Raw genomic sequence first — 21,358 nt, 5'->3', positions numbered from 1 at the left:
ATGCGGCGTCAGAGGATCGCGCCGGGCGTGTAGCCCGCGGCCTCGGGGTGCTGCTTGACGATCTCCTCGATGCGGCCGACGACCGTGGTGACCTGGTCGGCGGCGGCGCCCGTGAAGGACAGCTTGTCGGCCATCAGGGCCGCCAGCTGCTCGCGGTCCAGCGGCAGGCGCTCGTCGGCGGCGAGCTTGTCCAGCAGGTCGTTGCGCTCGGCGCCCTGCTCGCGCATCGCGAGGGCGGTGGCGACGGCGTTCTCCTTGATCGCCTCGTGCGCGACCTCCCGGCCGACACCCGCACGCACCGCGCCCATCAGCACCTTGGTCGTCGCGAGGAACGGCAGGTAGCGGTCCAGTTCGCGGGCCACGACCGCCGGGAAGGCGCCGAACTCGTCCAGGACGGTCAGGAAGGTCTCCAGCAGGCCGTCCAGGGCGAAGAAGGCGTCCGGCAGCGCGACGCGGCGCACCACGGAGCAGGACACGTCGCCCTCGTTCCACTGGTCGCCGGCCAGCTCGCCGGTCATCGAGGCGTAGCCGCGCAGGATGACCATCAGGCCGTTGACGCGCTCGCAGGAGCGGGTGTTCATCTTGTGCGGCATCGCGGAGGAGCCGACCTGGCCCGGCTTGAAGCCCTCGGTGACCAGCTCGTGCCCGGCCATCAGGCGGATCGTCTTGGCCAGCGACGACGGGGCGGCCGCCAGCTGCACCAGCGCGGTGACGACCTCGTAGTCCAGCGAGCGCGGGTAGACCTGGCCGACGGAGGTGAAGGCCTGGGAGAAGCCGAGGTGACCGGCGATCCGGTTCTCCAGCTCGGCCAGCTTCGCGGCGTCGCCGCCCAGCAGGTCCAGCATGTCCTGGGCGGTGCCCACCGGACCCTTGATGCCGCGCAGCGGGTAGCGGCCCAGCAGCTCCTCGACGCGGCCGTGGGCGACGAGCAGCTCGTCGGCGGCGGTCGCGAAACGCTTGCCGAGGGTGGTGGCCTGGGCGGCGACGTTGTGGGAGCGGCCGGCCATGACCAGCTCGCCGTACTCGCCGGCCAGCTTGCCCAGGCGCGCCAGCACCGCCACCGTGCGGTCGCGCATCAGCTCCAGCGAGAGCCGGATCTGCAGCTGCTCGACGTTCTCGGTGAGGTCGCGGGACGTCATGCCCTTGTGCACGTGCTCGTGCCCGGCGAGGTCGTTGAACTCCTCGATACGGGCCTTCACGTCGTGTCGGGTGACCTTCTCGCGCTCGGCGATGGAGACCAGGTCGACGGTGTCGAGGACACGCTCGTAGTCGGCGATCGCCTCGTCCGGGACCTCGATCCCGAGGTCCTTCTGGGCGCGCAGCACGGCGAGCCAGAGCTGACGCTCCAGCTTCACCTTCTGCTCGGGCGACCAGAGCGTGGCGAGCTCGGCGGAGGCGTAGCGTCCGGCGAGGACGTTGGGGATGCGGGGCTTGGCGGGCGCAGAAGTCACGTGTCCAGATTCTACTGGCGATTCCTGCAGGCCAGCGCCGCGGCTGCCTTCGGCGGAACCTACGAGACGCCGGTCACGCACGCCACGCGCCACCCGACACCCGGCCCCGACCTGCCCCCGCGCTGCTCACGACGCTCGCGGACCGCCGCGCGGGCGGGTGTGCCGGCACCTTCGGACCGGAGGCCGGCCCTGCGGCCCGCCTGCCGTCGGCCCTGCGGCGCCTGCCGGCCGCCGACCCGCGAGACCGCCTGTCGTCGCCCGTGAGACCGCCTGGCTGCCGGTCCGGGCCGACCGCCCGCCTGCCTTCCCGGTCCGTCGGGCCCCCGGCCGCTCGGGTCTGCGGGTGCGCCGATGCCGGGTGGCCCGCCGCCCCGCCGCCGAGCGCTCAGTCGCCCAGGGGGCACGACCGCCTGCGGCCCGCGTCCCCCCGGCTACGCCCCCGGCGTCTCGTACGGGAGGAGGTCCGGGCGTTTGGGTGGGCGGCCGTCGCCTGAGGAGCGGCCGGTGAGGCGGCGGCCTATCCAGGGCAGCAGGTGCTGCTTGGTGAAGCGGGCGTCGGCGATGCGGCGGGCGACCCAGCCCGGCGGGAGCGCCGCGGGCAGCGGGGCGTGCCAGTCGGGGTCCTCCGCCTCGTGGCCGAGGGCCTGCCACACGGCCTCCGCGACCCGCCGGTGCCCCTCGGGGGTCAGGTGCAGCCGGTCGACGTCCCACATGCGCGGATCGGAGAGCCCGGGTGCCCCGTACAGGTCGACGACGACCGCGCCGTGCCGGGCGGCCAGCTCGTCGACGCAGGCGAACAGCTCCTCCATGCGCGGCCGGAAGCGCTCCAGCACCGGGCCCTGGCGGCCGGGGCTGCGCATCAGCACCAGCTGCTTGCAGGACGGCGCCAGCCGCTCCACCGCCTCGGTCAGCAGGCCCTTGACCCGCCCCATGTCGCACTTGGGCCGCAGGGTGTCGTTCAGGCCGCCGACCAGGGTGATCACATCGGCGCCCATCGCGGCGGCCACGCCCACCTGCTCCTCGACGATCTGCCCGATGAGCTTGCCGCGCACGGCCAGGTTGGCGTACCGGAAGCCGGGCGTGCGCGCGGCCATCCGGGCCGCGAGGAGGTCGGCCCAGCCGCGGTAGGAGCCGTCGGGCATCAGGTCCGACATGCCTTCGGTGAAGGAGTCGCCGACGGCGACCAGGCTGGTGTACGCGGGGTTCGTGTCCATGGCGTCAGCGATGGTAACCCGCGCCGCATACCCAACGGTCGGTCGCCCTCCCCCGGGTGGCTCCGCCGGCCGGGCTCCGTCGCACGGGGCGCGGGACTTGGCAACCGCCCACGGGCCCGGGCCCGCTGCCCGGGCCCCGCCGGCCGGGTCAGGCGCGCTGCCCGAACAGCTCCCGCAGCACGTCCTCCATCGTCACCAGGCCCGCCAGCCGGCCGTCCGAGCCGAGCACCGCCGCCAGGTGCGTCCGGCTGCCCCGCATGGCGGTGAGCACGTCGTCCAGCGGCGTCGTCTCCCGTACGCGCGCGATGGAGCGCATGTCCCGCAGCCGGAACGGCATGTCCCGCGGCGAGGCGTCCAGCGCGTCCTTGACGTGCAGATAGCCGACGATCCGCCGCCCCTCGTCCACGACCGGGAAACGGGAGAACCCGGACTGCGCCGACAGCCGCTCCAGCTGCTCCGGTGTGACGCCCACGCGCGCGTAGACGATCCGTTCCAGCGGCAAGACCACGTCCCGCACCGGCCGGCTGCCCAGCTCCAGCGCGTCGTGCAGCCGCTCCCGGGCACGGTCGTCGATCAGCCCGGCCTCACCGGCGTCCTTGACGATCTGCGCCAGCTCGGAGTCCGAGAAGGTGGCCGTCACCTCGTCCTTGGTCTCGACGCGCATCAGCTTCAGCAGCGCGTTCGCGAAGGCATTGATCGCGAAGATCACCGGCTTCAGCGCCCTGGCCAGCGCGACCAGCGGCGGGCCGAGCAGCAGCGCGCTGCGCACCGGTTCGGCCAGCGAGATGTTCTTCGGCACCATCTCGCCGAGCAGCATGTGCAGATACGTCGCGAGGGACAGCGCGATCACGAAGGACACCACGTGGCCCGCGCCCTGCGGCACGCCCAGCGCATGGAACACCGGCTCCAGCAGGTGCGCGATCGCCGGCTCGGCGACCACACCCAGCACCAGCGTGCACAGCGTGATGCCGAGCTGCGCGGCGGCCAGCAGCGCGGAGACGTGCTGCAGACCCCACAGCACGCTCTTGGCGCGCCGGTCACCGGCCTCCGCGTGCGGTTCGATCTGCGACCGCCGTACGGAGATCAGCGCGAACTCGGCGCCGACGAAGAAGGCGTTGACGACCAGTGTGGCCAGGCCGATCAGCAACTGCACCGCGGTCACAGCGGCACCTCCTTCTCGTCGTCCAGCGGCGCGTGCAGCAGCACCCGCGCCGCCCGGCGCCCGGAGGCGTCCACCACGTCCATGCGCCATCCGGCGACGTGCACGATGTCGCCGACGGCCGGTATGCGGCCCAGCTCGGTGGCGACCAGGCCGGCCAGCGTCTCGTAGGGCCCGTCCGGCGCCTTCAGGCCCACCCGGGCCAGCTGGTCGATGCGGGCGGCGCCGTCCGCGGAGTACACCGCGCGGCCGTCCTCGTCGGTGCCGGCCGGGGCGAGGTCGGGCGTCTCGTGCGGGTCGTGCTCGTCGCGGACCTCGCCGACGACCTCCTCGACGATGTCCTCCAGCGTCGCCACGCCCGCCGTGCCGCCGTACTCGTCGATGACGACGGCCATCGTCCGCTTGCCGGACAGCCGGTCCAGCAGCCGGTCCACGGTCAGCGACTCGGGCACGAGCAGCGGCTCGCGCATCAGCTCCGACACCGGCACCCGCGCGCGCCGCTCGGCCGGGACCGCCAGGACGTCCTTGACGTGCGCGGTGCCGACGACGGAGTCGAGGCTGCCGCGGTAGACCGGGAAGCGGGACAGGCCGGTCGCGCGCGTCGCGTTCGCCACGTCCTCGCAGGTGGCCTGCGCTTCCAGGGCGATGACCTGCACGCGCGGCGTCATCACGTTCTCCGCGGTGAGATCGGCGAGGTTGAGCGTGCGCACGAACAGCTCGGCCGTGTCCGGCTCCAGGGCGCCCTCCTTGGCGGAGTGCCGGGCCAGCGCGGCCAGCTCCTGCGGTCCGCGCGCGGAGGCCAGCTCCTCGGCCGGCTCGATGCCGAAGCGGCGCACCACGCGGTTGGCCGTGTTGTTCAGATGGGTGATGAACGGGCGGAACGCGGCGCTGAACAAGCGCTGCGGGGTGCCCACCCGCTTGGCCATGGCCAGCGGCGCGGAGATCGCCCAGTTCTTGGGCACCAGCTCGCCGACGACCATCAGGAACACGGTGGACAGGGCGGTGCCCACCACGAGCGCGACCGAGCTCGCCGCCTGCCGGGACAGGCCGAGCGCCTGCATCGGACCGGCGAGCAGCTTGGCGATGGAGGGCTCGGCGAGCATACCGACGACCAGGTTGGTGACGGTGATGCCGAGCTGGGCGCCGGAAAGCTGGAAGGTGAGATTCCGTACGGCCTTCAGGGCGCCGGCGGCACCCCGCTCGCCGCGCTCCACCGCCCGTTCCAGCTCGCTGCGCTCGACGGTGGTCAGGGAGAACTCGGCCGCGACGAAGGCGCCGCAGGCGAGCGAGAGCACCACGGCCACGAGCAGCAGAAGCACTTCGATCATCGGGTCACCTCCGTCCCATGGTCGGACAGGGCCGGGAGGATCGCGCGATGTCGGCTACTGGGAGGCTCGCCCATGGGCGGACGCTCACAACCTTTCATGGAGGTACGGGTGGCCCTCCAATAGTAAAGGATGGGCAAAGAAGGTCAGGAGGGCAGGGGCTTGACCCAGCGCCGCCAGTGCTCCTCGGGTGCGTACCCGGCCGCTCCCCAGGCCCGATGGGCGGTCTCGTTGCGCACGAGGACCATCGCGTCCGCCCGCCGTCCGCCCAGCGCCGCGAACCGCTCCTCGGCCGCCGCCAGCAGCGCGGAGCCGATGCCCCGGCGGCGCCGCCCGGGGTGCACCGCGAGCCGGTACAGATGGCACCGCCAGCCGTCGAAGCCCGCGATCACCGTGCCGACCAGCTCGCCGTCCTGCTCGGCCAGGATCAGCGCTTCCGGGTCGCGGGCGACCAGTCGCTCCACGCCGTCCCGGTCGTCGCTGATGCTGGTGCCCTCGGCGGCGGTCTTCCAGAAGGCCAGCACGGTGTCCAGGTCCTCGGGCCCCGCGGCCCGTATCCGCAGATCAGACATGCGGTGATCACATCACGCGCGGCGCGCCGGGGCCGGGAATTCCACCATCCGGACGGTCATCGCCCGCGCGGCCGGGCCCCCACCGCGTCGAAGGCCCCCACCGCCGCGAGGGTCCCCACCGCGGCGAGGGCCCCACCGCGGCGAGGGCCCCTCCACCGCGACCGACCGGCCCCGGGCGGGCGCGCTCGGCGCCCGGTTCCTTCACACGCAAGCGATCGCCCTCACTCGTGCGCGATCGCCGCCAGGACGTTCATCCGCGAGGCACGCAACGCGGGCAGCAGCGCCGCCACCACCCCCACGACCGCCGAGCCGATCACCACCGCGACGATCGTCGACCACGGCACCGCGAGCGCCTTCATGCCCTGCAACGCCAGCACCCGCTGCATGCACACCCCCCACACCAGCCCCAGCCCGAGGCCCAGGACCGCGCCGAACACGGCGATCACCACCGACTCCAGCCGGATCATCCGCCGCAGCTGACGCCGGCTCAGCCCGATCGCCCGCAGCAGCCCGATCTCTCGGGTCCGCTCCACCACCGACAGGGCGAGCGTGTTCACCACACCGAGCACCGCGATGACGATCGCCAGCCCGAGCAGCGCGTACACGAGGTACAGCAGTACGGCGATCTGGTCGTGGACGAGCTTCTTGTAGTCCGCCTGGTTGCGCACCTGCACCTGCGGGTACGGCGCGAGGGCCCGCTCCAGCCGGGAGCGCAGCACGTCGGGACGCGTGCCGGGGGCGGCGTTGACGTACAGCGCCGCGTCCTGCCCGCCGGGCACGTACTTCTCGACCGTGCCGAGCCCGAGGAACAGTCCGCCGCGCATGCCGAAGCCGTCGGACTGGTCCTGCTCGGTGAGCGCCCCGACTCGCAGCGCGGCGCTGCGCCCACCCGGGAACTCCACCGGCACCACGCTGCCCAGCCGCACGCGGTGGTCGCGGGCGAAGCCGGCGTCCATGCCGATCCCGCCGGGCGCCAGCGCGGCCGCCGTGCCGCCCGCCGCGTAGGTCACATGGGCGACGTCGTCGAGGCGCGGACCGTAGCCCGAGGCTGTCGTCTCCACCCGCCGGCCGTCCGGCAGCCGCACGGCGAGCGGCGTGAACCGCTGCCGTACCACCAGACCCACCCCCCGTGTGCCCCGCACCTGGGCCGTGACGTCCTGGGAGAACGCCGCGTACCGGCCGCTCTGCACCACGAAGTCCGCGCCGAGCGTCTTGTCGATCCGCTCGTCGAACGACCGGGACATCGACGCGCTCGCCACCGACATGCCGCCGACCAGGGCGAGCCCGACCATCAGGGCGGCCGCGGTGGCCCCGGTACGGCGTGGGTTGCGCAGGGCGTTGCGCTGGCTCATCCGGCCGACCGGGCCGAAGACGGCCGGGAAGGCGGCGCCGAGCACCCGGATCACCGGGCGCACCAGCAGCGGCCCCGCGACCACCGTCGCGATCAGCGTGAGGACCACGCCCGCGCCGAGCAGCGAGGCCGCCGTCGCCGTCCGGGACGCCGCCGCGCAGCCCGCGAGCGCCGCCGCGCCCAGCGCTCCCACGACGGCGCCCGCGATCGCCCGTGCCCGCAGCGGCCGGCCCACCCCGGCGATCTCGGCGTCCTGCAGCGCCGCCATCGGGGAGACCGCGGCGGCGCGCCGGGCCGGGAGGTAGGCGGCGACGAACGTGACGCCGATCCCGACGGCGTAGGCCGTCACCGGCGGGACCCAGCCGATGGCCATCTCCGCCGCGTTCAGGTTCATCCCGAACGCGCCCATGAGGTGGATCAGCCCGGCCGCGAGCCCGATCCCGGCCGCCAGGCCCAGCGTGGAGCCCACCAGGCCCAGCAGCACGGCCTCGGTGAGCACCGAGCGGCGCACCTGCCGCCGGTCCGCGCCCAGGGCGCGCAGCAGCCCCAGCTCGCGGGTGCGCTGCGCGATCAGCATCGAGAAGGTGTTGACGATCAGGAACACGCCCACGAGGACGGCGATCCCGGCGAAGCCGACCATGACGTACTTGATGACCTTGAGGAAGGTGCCGAGCTGCTGCGCCGCCGACTTCGCCTGCTCACCGGCCGTCCTCAGCTCGTACGGCCCGCCGCCGAGCGCCGCGGCGACCTGGCGCTTGAGCGCCTCGTCGGCGACGCCCGGTGCCGCCGTGACCGAGATCGCCGTGGCGCGGTCGGCCGAGCCGAGCAGCAGGCGGGCCGCCTGCGCCGGGTCGAGGTAGACCAGGGCCGAGCCCGGGTTGGTGGTCGTGAACGTGGCGATGCCGCTCACGCGGACCGTGAAGGTGCCCGGCTGGGCGAGGACCGTCAGGGTGTCGCCGATCCGTACGTGCTTCTTGCGGGCGGTGTCGGCGTCCAGCAGCGCTTCGTGCGGGCCGTGCGGGGCGTGCCCGCTGGTCAGCTCCACGGGGCTGCGGTCGGTGACGCGCCAGTCCCGCGCGAGGGTGGGCGCGCCGGTGGTCGGGCTGACCGACTGACGTCTGCTGTCGACGACGGTGATGTTCTGCACGCTGACGTCGGCGTGGGCGGAGGCGGCGCCGGCGGCCCGTGCCGCACGGGCGGCGAGCGAGGCCGGCAGGGTCTGCACGGCGCCGCTCTGCACCGACGAACGCAGGTCCTGCTTCGGCGAGACGGTGACGTCGGCGGCGGTGGAGGCGAAGAGCCGGTCGAAGGTGCGGGTGACCGTGTCGGAGAAGATCAGGCTGCCCGCGACGAACGCCACCGACAGCACGACCGCCAGAGCGGACAGCAGCAGGCGGCCCTTGTGGGCGAGGAAGCTGCGCAGGGTCGCTCGGAGCACCTCAGCCCTCCTCGGGCCGCGGGGCCGCACCGCCGGGCGCGTCGGACCCGGCGCCCTCGGGGGAGCCGCCAGTGACGTTTGCGGGGGAGCCGCTGCCGGGGGAGGCGCCGGTGAACAGGCGCATCCGCTCCAGCACCGCCTCCGCCGACGGATGCTCCATCCGGTCGACGATCCGCCCGTCGGCCAGGAACAGCACCACGTCGGAGTGGGCGGCCGCGCCCGGGTCGTGGGTCACCATGACGACCGTCTGCCCGAGGGAGTCGACGGCCTCGCGCAGGAAGCCCAGCACCTCCAGCCCGGCCCGCGAGTCGAGGTTCCCGGTCGGCTCGTCCGCGAAGATCAGCTCGGGCCGGGAGACCAGCGCCCGGGCGCACGCGACGCGCTGCTGCTGGCCGCCGGACAGCTGCGCGGGCCGGTGGGTGAGCCGGTCGCGCAGGCCGAGCGTGCCGACGACCCGGTCCAGCCACTCCCGGTCCGGCCTGCGGCCCGCGATGTCCATCGGCAGGGTGATGTTCTCCAGCGCGTTCAGCGTCGGGATCAGGTTGAACGACTGGAACATGAACCCGATCCGGTCCCGCCGCAGCCGGGTCAGCTCCCGGTCGCGCAGGCCGGTGATCTCGGTGTCGCCCAGCCACACCTGACCGGCCGAGACGGAGTCCAGACCCGCCAGGCAGTGCATCAGCGTGGATTTGCCGGAGCCGGAGGGGCCCATCACGGCGGTGAAGCGGCCGCGGGCGATGTCCACGTCGACCGCGTCCAGCGCGAGCACGGCCGTCTCGCCCTGGCCGTAGGCCTTGGTCAGCCCGCGGGCGCGGGCCGCGGCCCCGTCGGGCGGGGCGCTGGCCGGCGTGCGCGCGGCGGCGGTTTCGGACACGGCTGCCTCCTCGGGGGCCCCGGGCGTGCGTACGGCCCGGACGGTCGTCCCCGGCCGAGCGTAATGTGACCCGGCGCACACGCGACACACGGCGCGCCTCCCGCGCGCCCTTGCCGGTGCTAGCACCTGAGCGCTAGCGTCGAGGTATGGCGAAGACCCAGCTGAACGTGCGCGTGGACGAGGACACCGCCCGCGCGGCCCGGGAGCGCGCGCTGGCCCGCGGCATGAGCGTCAACCGCTACATCGAGGAGCTGGTCAGACAGGACGCGGGCGAGGCGGGGCGCACGTTCGTCGAGGCCGCCGCCGACTTCATGAAGAGCTACGAGTCGGTCTTCGCCGAGGAGTTCGGCACCGACCGCGAGGGCGGGCGGGGCCGCGTCGGGGACCAGGCCGGGGACGGCGCGCCGGAGCGCGCGCGGGAAGGGCGTCGCTGAGCCCTTGAGCAGCCTCCGCATCGACCTCGCCTGGCTGCTCATGCTCGCCGAGCAGCAGACGCCGGGAGACCCCCAGGTCACCGACTGGGGTGCCCTGATCGCCGCCGTCGCCCGCCACCAGGCCGAGATATTCGACGTCCCCGTCTACGCCACCCCGCACGACCGCGCCGCCGCCCTGCTGCAGTTGCTGATCCACGTGCCGGCGCTGGAGCGCTCCAACGCGCTGTTCGCCTGCGCCGTGGCCTACGCCTACCTGGTCGCGAGCGGGCTGAAGGTCGTCACCTCGCCCGAGCAGGTCCGTGAACTGGCCCGGCTGGTCAAGAGCGGCGAGGCGTCGCTGGACGACATCGCGGCCGAGCTGCGGCAGTGGAGCGCCTGAGTCAGTCGGCCGGGCGCCAGGCGGTGCCCAGCACACAGTAGGAGGCGGGCGTGCGCGGGCCGTTCTCCGGCATCAGCACCTGCCGGTAGGGGCCGAGTTCGAACCCGGCCGCGCGCAGGGCGGCCACCGGATCGCGCGCGACGTGGCAGCCGCCGTTCAGCGCGGGCCACACCGTGCGGTCCAGGGCCCGCTGGGCGAACCGCATCGCCGTACCCCCGCCGGCGCCGTGCTCGAAGAAGCGCACGACCCCGCCCGGGCGCAGCACCCGCCGCACCTCGGCGAGGGCGCGCGGCACGTCCCGCACGCTGCACAGCACCAGGGAGACGACCGCCGCGTCGAACGCCTCGCTCTTGACCGGCAGCGCCTCCGCAGCGCCCGGCGCCACGTCGACCGGCACGTCCGCGCGCAACGCGGCCTGGCGGGCCAACTCCCGCAGGGAGCGCTCCGGTTCGATGGCGACGACCTCGGCGACCTCGCCCGGGTACTGGGCGAAGTTCAGCCCGTTGCCCGCGCCGATCTCGATCACCCGTCCCGACAGCCCGGCCAGCATCCGCCGCCGGATCGCGGCCATGCCGGCCCGGGACTCCAGGGTGACGCTCACCCGGGCGTAGTAACGGGCGAACAGCGGATGGTGCACGGCGTCCGGTGCCACTTTGCCGGAACTCGTGGACCGCAGCGGCATGGGAGACCTCCCTCGACGGACCGGCCTTACGCCGATTCTCCCCCGCCGAGCACGGCGACACCCCTCAAGACGCCGGGAGAACGCGTGCGCGGCTGCCGTGGGCGGTGGGCCGCCGTGGCCCCAGGGCGGCCCTGAACCCACGGTGGCGCGACATGCGGGGCGCCGGCTCGAAGCAGCCGCGGGCCCCGAAGGGCCGGTGGCTCAGGGCACCCCGGCCCGGTGCGGGCCCGGATGCGGGACGGGTCCTGGTCGCGGCGGCCTCGGCCGGCGGCAGCGCCGGCTCGCGGCAGGACCGCGTCCCGTGACCGGTTCCGCTGTCCCGGCCCTGCGCTCAGCCGTGGTGGTCAGTGTGGTGCCGGGCCCCGGCGGACGGCCGGGCGCCCGGCGAAGTCCCCAGGCTCAGGACCGCTGCGGGTGTCGGCCCCGCGGTCGGCCGTGGGTGCCGGGGCCCGGCGCCCCGCGACCGCCCCAGGCTCAGGACGACCGCGGGCCCGCAAGAGCCCGTTGGCCGGCTCAGGACGACCGCGGGCCCGCAAGAGCCGGTCGGCTCACGGCGCCTCGCGTACCCGGAAGGCCTCCGCGTCCCAGGTGCCGTCCAGGCGGGGGGCCAGCCAGCCGGGGGCCGCCGTGCGGAAGTCCGGCGGGGCGAGGGCGCCCGCGCCCTCCGGTACGGCGCCGAGGAGGGGCGCTCCGGAGACCGCCGGCAGGTCCTCCAGGTTGCAGCGCATCGCGAGGTCGGCCTCGCGCGGCCAGCTGCCCAGCACCAGGCCGAGCAACTCCACGCCGCGGGAGCGCAGTTCGCGCGCGCTCAGCTCCACGATGTTCAGCGTGCCGAGCGCCGGGGAGGCGACGAGCAGCACCGGAGCGCGCAGCAGGCCCGCCGCGTCGGCGAGCGTGCCGCCCGCCGCGTCGAATCGCACCAGCAGCCCGCCCGCACCCTCCACCAGCACCAGATCGTGCTCGGTGGCCAGCTTGGCCGCCGCCTCGGCGATCTCGTGCGGATGCACCGGCGCCCGGCCGGCCCGCCGCGCCGCGGTGGCCGGCGCCAACGGCTCCGGATAGCGCGCGAGTTCGGCCGTCGTGACCGGGCCCGCGAGGCGGGCCACCGTGCCGGCGTCGCCGGGCGCGCCCGGCTCCTCGCCGGTCTGCGCGGGCTTCAGCACGGCCACCGAACGGCCCGCCGCGAGCGCGGCCGTCGCCACCGCCGCGGTCACGACCGTCTTGCCGACGTCCGTGTTGGTGCCCGTGATCACCAGTACCGGCATGTCATCCCTCCCGAGCCGCCGCGCACACCGCGCGGGCGATCCGTGCCACGTCCACGTCCGAGGTGACGTACGGCGGCATCGTGTACACCAGGTCGCGGAACGGCCGCAGCCAGACACCCTCGCGCACCGCGGCGCGGGTCGCGGCGGCCATGTCGACGGGGTGGTCCAGCTGGACGACCCCGATCGCGCCGAGGACGCGGACGTCCCTGACGCCCGGCAGCCCGGCCGCCGGGGCCAGCCCCTCGCGCAGTCCCGACTCGATCCGCTTGACCTCGGCGAGCCAGTCCTGCCCGAGCAGCAGCCCGATCGAGGCGAGCGCGACGGACGCGGCGAGCGGGTTGCCCATGAACGTCGGCCCGTGCGCCAGCACCGGCACCTCGCCCCGCGAGATCCCGTCCGCCACGCGCGCGGTGCACAGCGTCGCCGCCATCGTCAGATAACCACCGGTCAGCGCCTTGCCCAGGCACATCACGTCCGGCGTCACGGCCGCGTGCTCCGCGGCGAAGAGCGCGCCCGTGCGGCCGAACCCGGTCGCGATCTCGTCGAACACCAGCAGCACGTCGTGCGCGTTGCACGCCTCGCGCAGCACCCGCAGATACGCGGGGGAGTGGAACCGCATCCCGCCCGCGCCCTGCACCACCGGCTCGACGATGACGGCGGCGAGCTCATCGGCGTGCCGCTCCACCGTCGCGCGCAGATGCTCGGCGTACGCCTCGTCGTAGTGCGCGGGCGGCGCGTCGGCGAAGACCTGGCGCGGGAGCACGCCGGACCACAGCTCGTGCATGCCGCCCTCGGGGTCGCACACCGACATCGGTGTCCAGGTGTCGCCGTGGTAGCCGCCCCGCCAGGTCATCAGCCGCTGCTTGCCCGGCCGGCCCAGCGAGCGCCAGTACTGCAGGCACATCTTGGCCGCGACCTCGACCGACACCGAACCGGAGTCGGCGAGGAAGACGTGCTCGAGACCCTCGGGCGTGATGTCGACCAGCAGTTTCGCCAGCCGGACGGCGGGTTCGTGGGTGAGCCCGCCGAACATCACATGGCTCATCCGGCCCAGCTGCTCGGTCGCGGCCTCGTTGAGCGCCGGGTGGTTGTAGCCGTGGATGGCCGACCACCACGACGACATGCCGTCGACCAGTTCACCCGAGCCGTCCGCGAGCTTCAGCCGGACCCCGCTCGCCGCCTCCACGACGAGCGGTTCGGCCTGCCCCGGCATCGGGCCGTACGGGTGCCACACATGCCGCCGGTCCAGGTCCAGCAGCTCGGGCACGTTCAGGTCAGGCATTGGGCGCGAGGTCCGTTCCCGCGCCGCGCCGGCGCACGGCGACCAGGTCCGTACGGGGCTCACCGGCCGCCGGCACCGGGGCGGCCGTACCGCAGACGCCGCCCTCGTGCGAACCGCAGCCACCGGCCGTGGCGTGCGAGCCGCAGTCCTCGGCGCCCTCGTGCGAGCCGCAGCCGCCGGTGGAGGCGTGCGATCCGCAGCCGCCGGCCGTGTTCGCGCGGTGTTCGGGCAGGGTGACCTCGCCGGCGCCTTCGACCTCGAAGCCGGCGTCGGCGATCATCTCCAGGTCGGCCTTGCCGGCCTGGCCCTCGCTGGTGAGGTAGTCGCCGAGGAAGATGGAGTTGGCCAGGTGCAGGGCGAGGGGCTGCATGGTGCGCAGGTGGACCTCGCGGCCGCCGGCGATGCGGACCTCGACGTCGGGGCAGACGAAGCGGACCATGGCCAGGATGCGCAGGCAGCGCTGCGGGGTGAGGTTCCACTCCTTGGCCAGCGGGGTGCCCTCGAAGGGGATGAGGAAGTTGACCGGGACGGAGTCCGGGTCGAGTTCGCGCAGGGAGAAGACCACGTCGACGAGGTCCTCGTCGCTTTCGCCCATGCCGGCGATGAGGCCGGAGCAGGCGGACAGTCCGGCGGCGTGGGCCTTGGTGACGGTGTCGACGCGGTCGGCGTAGGTGTGGGTGGTGGTGATGTCGGCGTAGGTGCCTTCGGAGGTGTTGAGGTTGTGGTTGTAGGCGTCGGCGCCGGCTTCGCGCAGCCGCTCGGCCTGGCCGTCGGAGAGCAGACCGAGGCAGGCGCACACCTCGACGCCCTCGTTCTGTTCCTTGATCGCCTTGATGGTCTCGGAGACGCGGTCGACGTCGCGGTCGGTGGGGCCGCGGCCGCTGGCGACCAGGCAGACCCGCTTGGCGCCGCCGGCGAGTCCTGCGGCGGCGGCCTGGGAGGCCTCGTCGGGCTTGAGCCAGGTGTACTTGAGGATGTCGGCCTTGGAGCCCAGGCGCTGCGAGCAGTAGGAGCAGTCCTCGGGGCACAGGCCGGACTTGAGGTTGACCAGATAGTTGAGTTTCACCCGTCGGCCGAACCAGTGCCGGCGTACCTTGCCGGCCGCGGCCACCACATCGAGCAGTTCGTCGTCGGACGTGGCGAGGACGGCGAGGGCTTCCTCGCGCGTCGGCAGCTCGCGCCGCAGTCCCTTGTCCACCAGCGTGTTCAGCAGGTCCATGAGAGCTGATCCTGTCCTACGGGCATGGCTCTGGCCAATGTGACGTCCAACAAGGAGACGTACTCCCGGGTGTGGGTATTGCCACATTCTTCGGTGCGAACGGTCCCGCTAGTGTCTGTCCACTGCCTACAAAAGCCCCGGAGGACCCATGGCGTTCGGCTGGATCGACGAGCAGGCCGCGGCGCGCCGCCGCGCGGGACTCGTGCGGACCCTGCGTCCCCGCCCCGCCGACACGCCCCTGCTGGACCTGGCGAGCAACGACTACCTGGGTCTGGCCCGCCATCCCGAGGTCGTCGAGGGCGCCGAGCGGGCGGCGCGGACCTGGGGCGGCGGCGCGACCGGTTCCCGGCTGGTCACCGGCACCACCGAACTGCACGCGGAGCTGGAGCGCGAGCTCGCCGACTTCTGCGGCTTCGAGGCGGCGCTCGTCTTCTCCTCCGGCTACGCGGCCAACCTCGCCGCGGTCACCGCGCTCGCCCCGCACGGCTCGCTGATCGTCTCCGACGCCGGCAACCACGCCTCCCTGATCGACGGCTGCCGGCTGGCCCGCGGCACCACCCAGGTCGTCGCGCACGCCGAGCCGGAGGCGGTGCGCAAGGCCCTGGGCACGCACGAGGGCAGCGCGATCGCCGTCTCCGACACCGTGTTCTCGGTGGACGGCGACGCCGCACCCCTCGCGGACCTGGCCGCGGCCTGCCGCGAGCACGGCGCGGGACTGGTGGTGGACGACGCCCACGGCTTGGGCGTCCTCGGCGACGGCGGCCGCGGCGCGCCGTACGCGACGGGCCTCGCGGGCGCGCCGGACGTCGTGGCGACGGTGACGCTGTCGAAGTCGCTCGGCAGCCAGGGCGGCGCGGTGCTGGGGCCGGCGCGGGTGATCGACCATCTGGTCAACGCCGCCCGCACGTTCATCTTCGACACCGGGCTCGCCCCGGCCGCCGCCGGCGCCGCCCTCGCGGCCCTGCGGCTGGTGTGCCGCGAGCCCGAGCGGGCGGCGCGGGCCCGCACGGTGGCCGCCGAGCTGCACGCCCGGCTGACGGCCGCCGGTCATCAGGCGGTACGGCCGGACGCCGCCGTGGTCTCGGTGCGGGCGCCGTCCCCGGAGCAGGCCGTGCGCTGGGCGGCGGACTGCCGGGCGGCCGGACTGGCCGTGGGCTGTTTCCGTCCTCCTTCCGTGCCCGACGGCATCTCACGGCTCAGGCTGACCGCCCGGGGCGACCTGACCCAGGATCAGATCGAACGCGCTGTACGGGTGATCGGCGAGACGCGGCCATGAGTCGGCGTACCAGGACCGTGCCCCACCGCATGCGGCGGATGTGATCGGAAGCGGAGCTGATCAGAAGCGGTGCGCGGCGGCCGTGAACGCCGCCCAGCTGTCCCGCGAGAAGAGCAGTGCGGGCCCGGCCGGGTCCTTGGAGTCGCGTACGGCGAGCAGCCCGGCCCACGGCCCCGAGTCCGGCCGGGCCGTCTCGACGCAGTTGTTGGCCCCGGTGCTGTGGCTGCTGCGCAGCCAGCGCACTCCGTGCAATGCGGTACTGGAGGGGATGGTGCGAGGCAGTGCAGTCATGGTGCCTCCTTAATCGCCGTCGGCCAGCGCGGCGATGAAATCCAACGAGTCCTCGGGGGAAAGGGCGTGGATCCGAAGGGTGTTGAAGGCCTCCGCGTAGGCCCGGAGGTCTTCTTTCCGTTCGAGGTAGAGGCTACTCGTCAAGTGGTCGAGAACAACCACGTCCAGATCAGAAGTGCTCGGAAATGAGAAAATAACGAAAGGCCCGGTGACGCCGACATGCGCCCCCGCGGAGAAGGGCAGCACCTGCAACCGCACCTGGGGCAGCCGCGCCGCATCCAGCAGCCGCCGCAACTGCCGGGCCATCACCTCGGGCCCGCCCACCTCCCGGCGCAGCACCGCCTCGTCCAGTACGGCGTTCAGCCTCAGCGGCGGATCGCCGCGCAGCACGTCCTGGCGGGCCAGCCGCACCTCCACCAGCGTGTCCAGCCGCTCCTCGTCCACCGCGCCGACGGCGGCCCGGGTCACCGCGCGGGCGTACTCCGGCGTCTGCAGCAGCCCCGGCACCACCGAGGTCTCCAGCGTGCGCATCGCGCTGGCCTGCGACTCCAGACTGATGAAGTCCCGGTACGTGGGCGGCAGCACCCCGCGGTAGGCGTGCCACCAGTGCTCCCGGCCGGCCACCTGAGAGCCCGCCAGCACCAGGAGCAGGTCGCGCAGTTCGTCGTCCTCGACGCCGTACGCGTCCAGCAGTAACCGCACGTCTGCGGGTTTCGCGCCACTCGCCCCGGTCTCGATCCGGCTGACTTTCGACTGATGCCAGCCCACCAGCCGGGCCGCCTCGCCGCTCGTGAGCCCCGCCCGGGTGCGCAGCGCGCGCAGTTCCGCACCGAGCTTGCGGCGGCGGACCGCGGGACCGTGCTGCATGGCCCCTCCTTACTCCGTCCGAGTCGCCCGAATACGTTCTGCCGTGGCAGAGTTCACCGCTTCGAGCGACAGATATATGCATATCTTGGTGGATCGCCTCCGTGACCGGTCCGGTGATGGCAGTCTGGCGGGCGAAGCACCAGTCCGGGACCGTACTCGAACCACCGGCTCCGTGCCGGGCTCCGGGTCCCGCGGGAAAGGGACGACGTCGCCATGGCAGACCACCTGGAAGCATCCGTCACTCTGCCGAGCGATCCCGCCTCGGTGTCCGCGGCCCGCGGTTTCGTGGCCGGCACCCTCGGTGAATGGGGCCTGCCGCCGGACACGGAGCTCGCCGACAGCATCCGGCTGATCGTCTCCGAACTGGCCACGAACTCCGTACAGCACACCTTCGGGCAGTCACCCACCTTCACGGTGGACGTCGTCCTGGACCGTGACGAACTGCTGCGCATCGGCGTCACCGACAGTCACCCCCGCCTCCCTAAACGGCTGCCGGCTGCCGTCCAGCAGGACAACGGCAGAGGCATGGTGATCATCCGCTGGCTGGCAGCCGAGTGCGGCGGCCGCCTCCGAGTGCGTCCCACCCACGAGGGCGGCAAGACGGTCGCAATCGAACTGCCCTGGCCGGACCCCGCGCAACCGGTCACGACGGCGGCTCAGCAGACACCTGAGACGCGGCGCCGCTGACGGGGACGGCGGACGCGCGGGCCTGGACGTCTTCGGCGTTCGGGGAGGGCCGGCAGCACCGCCCTGCGGCGCCGGGAGCCGCCGCAGTGCGCGCGAATGCAGGGGCTTGGGGGCTTGGGGCTTGGGCGTGATCGACGGCCGCGCGTCCGGACGGACGTCGGCCGGGACGTGCGCTGCGTCGCGGGGGGCGGAGGGATGCCCCGAGGCAGGACACACCGGGACGGCACGCACCTGACGCCGACACCGTCACGCGACGGTCCGGCCCGGCCGACCGCATGCCCGAGGACCGTAGGCCCGGTGACCGGGCTCCGCGCTGCCGGCCCGTCGGTCACGCGGGCCACCGTCCCGGCCGGCCTGCACCCGGCCACCGGCGCTGCGACGGCGGCCCCGGGCGGTCACCCCGGCGGCCCGCACCCGACAGCGCCGCCCTGACGGTCCCGCACGCGCCGCGCCATGGCCGCAGCCGACGGTCCCCGGCCGACGTGGCAGCCCGAGGACGGGCGGCCCCAGGCGAGCGAGGGACCTGGCAGCCCTGCGCACGGCCGGTGCCGGGGGAGCGAGGTCCGGACCCGGTCGGGGCTCGACGCCGGGGCGGCAATGCTCCGGAGACCCGGTTCGGCCGGCCCCCGGCCGTGAGGCGGCAGGCCAGGCAGGGTCCCTCGCCGGGCGCGAAGAGCCCGGCGTGTCGGTTGCCGGGGCGGTGAGGGGGCGTCAGGGCCCGTCACCGCCCCGGTGGGTCAGCTCACCCGGCCGTACCAGACACTCTTGGTCCAGATCTTCTGCAGGCGCACCACGTCCCCCGTCTTCGGGGCGTGCCAGATCTTGTTCTTCCCGGCGTAGATGCCGACGTGGTACACGTTCGACCCCGAGTGGAAGAAGACCAGGTCGCCGGCCTTGCGGCTGCCGGCCGGGATGTGGCGGGTCTTGTTGTACTGCTGGGCCGCCGTACGCGGCAGCTTCTTGCCCGCCTTCTTGAACGAGTACAGCGTCAGGCCCGAGCAGTCGAACCGGCGCGGCCCGGTGGCGCCCCACTGGTAGGGCGCGCCCTTCTTCGACGCCGCGATCTGCAGCGCCTTCGTCGCCGGCGTCGCGGCGGCGGCCTCCGAGGCGACGCCCGGGACCACGATCGAGCCGCCCACCGCGGCGATGGTCAGGGCCGATGCCGTACCGGCGCGGGCCATGAGCGACGGGACACGATTGAGCGCAGTCATGCGCAACCCTTCGTCAGCCGCCTGTGAAGGATGACCTGTCGGATTCGGGCTGGCGAAGTAGCCCGGCCGCTGACGCGGCTTCACCCCAAGGGCTGCTCGGCCCGGTCGTGGCGCGACCGTTCCGGCGACCCGTCGTGCTTGGGTCCTCCACTCCTGCCGATCCACTCCGTCGACCGGTCATCCGGGACGGCGGCAGGACTCGGCGTCCGCCCGGATCGCCCCGCCGCTGCGGCGGGGGCTTGTCGTCAGACAGGGATCTTGACTCACATGTGTCCGAAAATCCCAACGGAACCGGGTATTTGTGTTGTTGCTCACCACTCGCCCGTTCGGGTGGACATCCCTGTGTTCGATGGGGTGTCCACCCGGACGGCGACGCCCGGACCAGCGGCGGAAGGTCTCATTCCGCCCGGACGTCGCCCAGATCGCGCAACTCGAACCCCCCGAAAAAAGGACGTATGGCTACGCCGACAGGGGGTACGCCGTTTGGTCCGTTTCAACCCGCCGCAGCACGACCCCGCCGACCGGGCGAGGCGTGCCGTCAACTCCGGCCGGACGGCGGCACGGTGACCCGGGCCGTACGGCGCTCCCCGTCCAGCACCCGCAGCGCGCGGGCCAGCGTGCCGGCGTGCAGCTCGCTCTCGCCGCGCTGGTGCATCAGCGCCAGCGCGTCGCGCAGCGCCACCGCCTTGGCGACCAGGGCCTGCGCGGCACGCAGCCCGCGGTAGGTGTCGCCGGAACACGCCGGGTTGATCCGGCCGAGCAGGTCCACGACCTCCAGGTAACGGTCGATCAGTTCGCCCTCCGCCCGGGTCAGCGCGGGCAGCGGCGGAAGCTCCGGCAGCATCCCGCGGCTCACCTCCCGCCGGGGCCGGAGCGGGTGGTGAGGACGTGGTCCACCAGGCCGTACTCCCGCGCGCCGGTCGCGTCGAGGATGTGGTCGCGCTCGATGTCCGCGGCGACCTGCCGCACCTCGCGCCCGGTGTGCCGGGCCAGCATCTCCTCCAGCATCGTCCGCGTCCGCGTCAGTTCCTCGGCCTGGAGGGCGAGATCGTCGGCCTGGCCCTCCACGGTCTCGGTCAGCGCGGGCTGGCGGATCACCACCCGGGCGCCCGGCAGCGCGTACCGGCGCCCCGGCGCGCCGGCGGCGAGCAGGACCGCGGCGGACGTGCCCGCCTGGCCCATGCAGTACGTCTCCACCTCGCAACTGACGTACCGCATCGTGTCGTAGATCGCCGTCATGGCGCTGATCGAGCCGCCCGGCGAGTTGATGTACAGCTGCACGGGCCGTTCCGGGGCCTGGTGCTCCAGCTGCATGAACTGTGCGATCACGTCGTTGGCCGCCGTGTCGTCGATCGGTGTGCCGAGGAAGACGATGCGTCCCTCCAGCAGCTTGGAGTACGGATCCAGCGTCCGGTGCCCGAAGCTCGTGCGTTCCGTGAACTCGGGCAGGACATGGCGGGCGGACGGGCGGATCATGGCGAGCCTCCTCGCGGCGCGACGGACTGCGGTCTGTACAAAATGTACAGGACGTACGTCACGTTAGAATGGGGTCATGGCCTACGAGATTCCGGTGACGCAAGCCAGGGCTGAGCTCGCCGACCTGATCAACCGGGTGGTCTACGGCGACGAGCGCGTCGTCGTGACCCGCCACGGCAAACCCCTGGTCGCCCTGGTCTCCGCCGCCGACCTGGAGCGACTGGAGGCGCTGCGCGAGGCGGAGGAGCCGGGGCAGGAGCAGGTGATCCGGTCCGTCTCGGCCGTCCGCGACGTCGCGTCCGCTCCTCGCGAACAGCAGCGCTTCGGCATCGCCGCGGAGCACCGGGGGCCCCGCGCGCACTGAGCCGGCGGCCGCGCCGACGGGTATCGGGATGGTCTGCCGTCGGTCATGTGATGATCAAGGACTGGTTAACGTCCCTGAAACTCCGACGGGCTAGCCTCCCGACCCACGCCACCAGGGGCTTTTCTGCCCGCAATTGAGCGCGGTCGGGAAAAATGTCTGTGTGTTACACCTGTCCCGTCGCGGTGGCTGCGGCAGCCGGACCCCGCACGGTCCGGAGCAAGGACTGTGAGGTGGCACGTGCAACTGACCCCGCACGAGCAAGAGAGACTGCTCATCCATGTCGCGGCCGATGTGGCCGAGAAGCGTCGCGCGCGCGGACTGAAGCTCAACCACCCCGAAGCGGTCGCCCTCATCACCTCCCACATCCTCGAGGGCGCGCGGGACGGCCGCACCGTCGCCGAGCTGATGGCCACCGGCCGCAAGCTGCTCACCCGGGACGACGTCATGGAAGGCGTCGCCGAGATGATCCACGACGTGCAGGTCGAGGCCACCTTCCCGGACGGCACCAAGCTCGTCACCGTCCACGAGCCGATCATCTGAC

General features: G+C 73.5%; 22 protein-coding genes and 1 riboswitch. Of the genes, 6 read left to right on the top strand and 16 right to left on the bottom strand.

The genetic code is table 11. The features are described 5' to 3' along the window. Positions 1 to 8: 8 nt before the first annotated feature. The 7 genes from purB to ACF1AL_RS05740 all read right to left on the bottom strand — a co-directional run bounded on the left by purB (position 9) and on the right by ACF1AL_RS05740 (position 9,384). Entirely contained in the window at positions 9 to 1,451 is a 1,443-nt protein-coding gene (purB, locus tag ACF1AL_RS05770) for an adenylosuccinate lyase (RefSeq protein WP_366840746.1), read from the bottom strand. 431 nt (positions 1,452 to 1,882) lie between these two features. Then, positions 1,883 to 2,665, bottom strand: a complete 783-nt coding sequence (locus tag ACF1AL_RS05765) for an SGNH/GDSL hydrolase family protein (RefSeq protein WP_391779047.1) — start codon at positions 2,663 to 2,665, stop codon at positions 1,883 to 1,885. Positions 2,666 to 2,813: 148 nt separating this feature from the next. Further along, the gene (locus ACF1AL_RS05760; RefSeq protein WP_391779046.1) at positions 2,814 to 3,827 is read right to left on the bottom strand and encodes a hemolysin family protein; all 1,014 of its coding nucleotides are present in this window, start codon (positions 3,825 to 3,827) and stop codon (positions 2,814 to 2,816) included. Beyond that, positions 3,824 to 5,152, bottom strand: coding sequence for a hemolysin family protein (locus tag ACF1AL_RS05755; RefSeq protein ID WP_391779045.1), 1,329 nt, complete (start codon positions 5,150 to 5,152; stop codon positions 3,824 to 3,826). The genes ACF1AL_RS05760 and ACF1AL_RS05755 overlap by 4 nt, the downstream gene beginning before the upstream one ends. A gap of 143 nt (positions 5,153 to 5,295) precedes the next feature. Then, the gene (locus ACF1AL_RS05750; protein WP_384209546.1) at positions 5,296 to 5,721 is read right to left on the bottom strand and encodes a GNAT family N-acetyltransferase; all 426 of its coding nucleotides are present in this window, start codon (positions 5,719 to 5,721) and stop codon (positions 5,296 to 5,298) included. 221 nt (positions 5,722 to 5,942) lie between these two features. Continuing rightward, entirely contained in the window at positions 5,943 to 8,510 is a 2,568-nt protein-coding gene (locus ACF1AL_RS05745; protein ID WP_391696469.1) for an ABC transporter permease, read from the bottom strand. Between the two features lies 1 nt (position 8,511). After that, positions 8,512 to 9,384, bottom strand: coding sequence for an ABC transporter ATP-binding protein (locus tag ACF1AL_RS05740; RefSeq protein ID WP_391696472.1), 873 nt, complete (start codon positions 9,382 to 9,384; stop codon positions 8,512 to 8,514). Positions 9,385 to 9,530: 146 nt separating this feature from the next. On the opposite strand from ACF1AL_RS05740, the gene ACF1AL_RS05735 reads away from it, so the two are divergent. Both ACF1AL_RS05735 and ACF1AL_RS05730 read left to right on the top strand, forming a co-directional pair. Then, positions 9,531 to 9,818, top strand: a complete 288-nt coding sequence (locus tag ACF1AL_RS05735) for an antitoxin (protein WP_366840739.1) — start codon at positions 9,531 to 9,533, stop codon at positions 9,816 to 9,818. A 4-nt stretch (positions 9,819 to 9,822) separates the two neighbouring features. After that, entirely contained in the window at positions 9,823 to 10,197 is a 375-nt protein-coding gene (locus tag ACF1AL_RS05730) for a fic family toxin-antitoxin system, toxin component (protein WP_386420307.1), read from the top strand. A 1-nt stretch (position 10,198) separates the two neighbouring features. On the opposite strand, the gene ACF1AL_RS05725 is transcribed toward ACF1AL_RS05730, so the two are convergent. The 4 genes from ACF1AL_RS05725 to bioB all read right to left on the bottom strand — a co-directional run bounded on the left by ACF1AL_RS05725 (position 10,199) and on the right by bioB (position 14,645). Continuing rightward, a complete protein-coding gene (locus ACF1AL_RS05725) occupies positions 10,199 to 10,879 on the bottom strand; it encodes a class I SAM-dependent methyltransferase (RefSeq protein WP_391779044.1) in 681 nt (226 codons plus the stop codon). Between the two features lie 548 nt (positions 10,880 to 11,427). After that, positions 11,428 to 12,144, bottom strand: a complete 717-nt coding sequence (gene bioD, locus ACF1AL_RS05720) for a dethiobiotin synthase (protein ID WP_391659037.1) — start codon at positions 12,142 to 12,144, stop codon at positions 11,428 to 11,430. Position 12,145: 1 nt separating this feature from the next. Next, positions 12,146 to 13,426, bottom strand: coding sequence for an adenosylmethionine--8-amino-7-oxononanoate transaminase (locus ACF1AL_RS05715; RefSeq protein ID WP_391779043.1), 1,281 nt, complete (start codon positions 13,424 to 13,426; stop codon positions 12,146 to 12,148). Further along, positions 13,419 to 14,645 carry a biotin synthase BioB gene (gene bioB / locus ACF1AL_RS05710; protein ID WP_391779042.1) on the bottom strand — a complete coding sequence of 409 codons (1,227 nt, stop codon included), beginning with the start codon at positions 14,643 to 14,645 and terminating at the stop codon, positions 13,419 to 13,421. Before bioB ends, ACF1AL_RS05715 begins: the two co-directional genes overlap by 8 nt. Positions 14,646 to 14,793: 148 nt before the next feature. Between bioB and ACF1AL_RS05705 the strand changes: the two genes are divergently transcribed. After that, positions 14,794 to 15,921: an 8-amino-7-oxononanoate synthase gene (locus ACF1AL_RS05705; RefSeq protein ID WP_391779041.1), complete on the top strand. Its 1,128-nt coding sequence runs from the start codon at positions 14,794 to 14,796 to the stop codon at positions 15,919 to 15,921. 60 nt (positions 15,922 to 15,981) lie between these two features. Here the strand turns inward: ACF1AL_RS05705 and ACF1AL_RS05700 are convergent, their stop codons facing one another. Further along, a complete protein-coding gene (locus ACF1AL_RS05700; protein WP_384209529.1) occupies positions 15,982 to 16,212 on the bottom strand; it encodes a DUF397 domain-containing protein in 231 nt (76 codons plus the stop codon). A gap of 9 nt (positions 16,213 to 16,221) precedes the next feature. Beyond that, on the bottom strand, positions 16,222 to 17,079 hold the full coding sequence (locus ACF1AL_RS05695; protein WP_391779040.1) for a helix-turn-helix domain-containing protein: 858 nt from the start codon (positions 17,077 to 17,079) through the stop codon (positions 16,222 to 16,224). Positions 17,080 to 17,292: 213 nt separating this feature from the next. On the opposite strand from ACF1AL_RS05695, the gene ACF1AL_RS05690 reads away from it, so the two are divergent. Further along, entirely contained in the window at positions 17,293 to 17,766 is a 474-nt protein-coding gene (locus tag ACF1AL_RS05690; RefSeq protein ID WP_391779039.1) for an ATP-binding protein, read from the top strand. Positions 17,767 to 18,503: 737 nt separating this feature from the next. Here ACF1AL_RS05690 and ACF1AL_RS05685 read toward each other — a convergent pair. The 3 genes from ACF1AL_RS05685 to ACF1AL_RS05675 all read right to left on the bottom strand — a co-directional run bounded on the left by ACF1AL_RS05685 (position 18,504) and on the right by ACF1AL_RS05675 (position 20,453). After that, positions 18,504 to 18,977 carry a C40 family peptidase gene (locus ACF1AL_RS05685; RefSeq protein ID WP_366840729.1) on the bottom strand — a complete coding sequence of 158 codons (474 nt, stop codon included), beginning with the start codon at positions 18,975 to 18,977 and terminating at the stop codon, positions 18,504 to 18,506. A 3-nt stretch (positions 18,978 to 18,980) separates the two neighbouring features. Continuing rightward, positions 18,981 to 19,192: riboswitch (cyclic di-AMP (ydaO/yuaA leader) on the bottom strand. Positions 19,193 to 19,515: 323 nt separating this feature from the next. Next, complete coding sequence (locus ACF1AL_RS05680; RefSeq protein WP_391659042.1) at positions 19,516 to 19,821, bottom strand: hypothetical protein; 306 nt, start codon at positions 19,819 to 19,821, stop codon at positions 19,516 to 19,518. Between the two features lie 8 nt (positions 19,822 to 19,829). Then, entirely contained in the window at positions 19,830 to 20,453 is a 624-nt protein-coding gene (locus ACF1AL_RS05675; RefSeq protein ID WP_391779038.1) for an ATP-dependent Clp protease proteolytic subunit, read from the bottom strand. A gap of 76 nt (positions 20,454 to 20,529) precedes the next feature. On the opposite strand from ACF1AL_RS05675, the gene ACF1AL_RS05670 reads away from it, so the two are divergent. Both ACF1AL_RS05670 and ACF1AL_RS05665 read left to right on the top strand, forming a co-directional pair. Next, positions 20,530 to 20,817, top strand: a complete 288-nt coding sequence (locus ACF1AL_RS05670; protein WP_391779037.1) for a type II toxin-antitoxin system Phd/YefM family antitoxin — start codon at positions 20,530 to 20,532, stop codon at positions 20,815 to 20,817. Between the two features lie 237 nt (positions 20,818 to 21,054). Then, positions 21,055 to 21,357, top strand: coding sequence for an urease subunit gamma (locus ACF1AL_RS05665; RefSeq protein WP_366840725.1), 303 nt, complete (start codon positions 21,055 to 21,057; stop codon positions 21,355 to 21,357). The last annotated feature ends 1 nt before the right edge of the window (position 21,358 follow it).

The organism is Streptomyces sp. NPDC014801, from assembly GCF_043082085.1.
Classification (GTDB): domain Bacteria; phylum Actinomycetota; class Actinomycetes; order Streptomycetales; family Streptomycetaceae; genus Streptomyces.
This window is presented reverse-complemented; position numbering and strand designations above follow the sequence as displayed.

Bases quoted from the DNA above. Each gene is read 5' to 3' on its own strand.
- ACF1AL_RS05670 (WP_391779037.1), top strand. From the start codon at position 20,530: ATGGCCTACGAGATTCCGGTGACGCAAGCCAGGGCTGAGCTCGCCGAC.
- ACF1AL_RS05755 (WP_391779045.1), bottom strand. From the start codon at position 5,152: ATGATCGAAGTGCTTCTGCTGCTCGTGGCCGTGGTGCTCTCGCTCGCC.
- ACF1AL_RS05705 (WP_391779041.1), top strand. From the start codon at position 14,794: ATGGCGTTCGGCTGGATCGACGAGCAGGCCGCGGCGCGCCGCCGCGCG.
- bioB (WP_391779042.1), bottom strand. From the start codon at position 14,645: ATGGACCTGCTGAACACGCTGGTGGACAAGGGACTGCGGCGCGAGCTG.
- ACF1AL_RS05765 (WP_391779047.1), bottom strand. From the start codon at position 2,665: ATGGACACGAACCCCGCGTACACCAGCCTGGTCGCCGTCGGCGACTCC.
- ACF1AL_RS05685 (WP_366840729.1), bottom strand. From the start codon at position 18,977: ATGACTGCGCTCAATCGTGTCCCGTCGCTCATGGCCCGCGCCGGTACG.
- ACF1AL_RS05750 (WP_384209546.1), bottom strand. From the start codon at position 5,721: ATGTCTGATCTGCGGATACGGGCCGCGGGGCCCGAGGACCTGGACACC.
- ACF1AL_RS05695 (WP_391779040.1), bottom strand. From the start codon at position 17,079: ATGCAGCACGGTCCCGCGGTCCGCCGCCGCAAGCTCGGTGCGGAACTG.
- ACF1AL_RS05675 (WP_391779038.1), bottom strand. From the start codon at position 20,453: ATGATCCGCCCGTCCGCCCGCCATGTCCTGCCCGAGTTCACGGAACGC.
- ACF1AL_RS05725 (WP_391779044.1), bottom strand. From the start codon at position 10,879: ATGCCGCTGCGGTCCACGAGTTCCGGCAAAGTGGCACCGGACGCCGTG.
- ACF1AL_RS05680 (WP_391659042.1), bottom strand. From the start codon at position 19,821: ATGCTGCCGGAGCTTCCGCCGCTGCCCGCGCTGACCCGGGCGGAGGGC.
- ACF1AL_RS05700 (WP_384209529.1), bottom strand. From the start codon at position 16,212: ATGACTGCACTGCCTCGCACCATCCCCTCCAGTACCGCATTGCACGGA.
- ACF1AL_RS05690 (WP_391779039.1), top strand. From the start codon at position 17,293: ATGGCAGACCACCTGGAAGCATCCGTCACTCTGCCGAGCGATCCCGCC.
- ACF1AL_RS05715 (WP_391779043.1), bottom strand. From the start codon at position 13,426: ATGCCTGACCTGAACGTGCCCGAGCTGCTGGACCTGGACCGGCGGCAT.
- ACF1AL_RS05735 (WP_366840739.1), top strand. From the start codon at position 9,531: ATGGCGAAGACCCAGCTGAACGTGCGCGTGGACGAGGACACCGCCCGC.
- bioD (WP_391659037.1), bottom strand. From the start codon at position 12,144: ATGCCGGTACTGGTGATCACGGGCACCAACACGGACGTCGGCAAGACG.